Consider the following 1287-nt stretch of genomic DNA (forward strand, 5'->3'; position numbering starts at 1 on the left):
GGGCGGGCCACCGGGTGCGGGCGCAGCAGCAGGCTGGTCATGCGCAGCGCCAGCGCCTCGGCGCCGGTGAGCCGTACGGGCACGGCCACCTCCCACCGCCGGGCTGACCGAGATCACGGTGGCCGCCACCGCCACCCGGTACACCGACGCCACGGTGACGCCCGGGGTCACCTACCACTACCGGATCCGGGCGGAGAACGCGGTGAGCTGCTCGGCCTGGTCGAACAGCATCCCCGCCGCGGTGCAGCTCACCGCCCCGGCGAAGCCGGTCGCGGTGGTGCCGCCGGCCGCGCCGCTGCGGGTGGCGCTGCGCTGGGCGAACCGGTCGTTCGCCACCGGGGTGGACGTGCAGCGGGCGACCAACCCGACGTTCACCAGCGGGCCGGGGACCACCGCCATCACGGTGGGCGACGCGCACGTGGACCCGGCGGTCGCCCCGGAGACCACCTACTACTACCGGGTCCGCACCACGTACCTGGGCGCGGCGTCGCCCTGGTCGACGGTGGCCGCGGTGACCACCCCGCCCCGGCCGGCCGTGCCGACGGCGGTGGGTGTCAGCGCCAACGCGCCCGCTCCGGACACCGCCACGGTATCGCTGAGCTGGGGGGCCGGCGCCCCGACCGGGCCGGGTTCCGGGTTCGTGGTGCAGCGGGCCACCGATCCGGGGTTCAGTCGCGGGGTGGAGAGCTTCACCGTCACGGGCCGCGGGTTCACCAACTCCGGGCTGGCCCGGGGCGCCACCTACCACTACCGGATCCGCGCCTACAACGTGGTCGGCACCTCCCCCTGGACCACGCCCGTGGCCGTCACCACCCCCGACTGAGGCCGGTCAGGGGGTACGCAGGGGGGTGCCGGCGGTGCGCAGCTCGGCCAGCGCGGCGGCGACGCCTTGGAGCAGGTCGGTGGCCTCGGTGAGACGGCCGGCGGCCGGGTGCTCGGTGGTCGGGCGGGCGTCCTCGGCGACATAGCCGGCCGCGGCCACCACCAGCCGCTCGTACGCGGCCACCCCGTCCTCCAGCTGGGCGGTCAGGGCGGCGTGCACCTGGGCCAGCGGCCCCCGGGGCGCGAGGTTGAGGGCCCGTTCCACGCTGGCCACCCTGGTCGCCAGCTCACGCAACGAGCGGTCGGCCTCGGCCGCCTCCTGGAGCGCCGGTTCGGCCGGCCCGGTGAGCCGGCCGGACATCCCGGCCAGGGTCAGCGACGCCCGGTCCAGGCGTCTCAACGATGCCGACAACTGGCTGCACCTCCTGCTCGGGGTCGGGATGATCGCTCTCGGACTGCTCACCA

1 protein-coding gene and 1 pseudogene are annotated in these 1287 nt (G+C 76.1%); one reads left to right on the plus strand and one right to left on the minus strand.

Annotated elements, in window-relative coordinates; genetic code table 11:
• Nucleotides 1-85 precede the first annotated feature (85 nt).
• A pseudogene (locus tag ACWEVO_RS36625) lies at nucleotides 86-823 on the plus strand (fibronectin type III domain-containing protein); the annotation flags it as partial.
• A 6-nt stretch (nucleotides 824-829) separates the two neighbouring features.
• On the opposite strand, the gene pspM reads toward ACWEVO_RS36625, so the two are convergent.
• Nucleotides 830-1287 (minus strand): phage shock envelope stress response protein PspM (gene pspM, locus ACWEVO_RS36630; protein ID WP_452311967.1); only part of this gene is annotated, 458 nt, incomplete at its 5' end.

This window comes from Micromonospora sp. NPDC003776, from assembly GCF_053605645.1.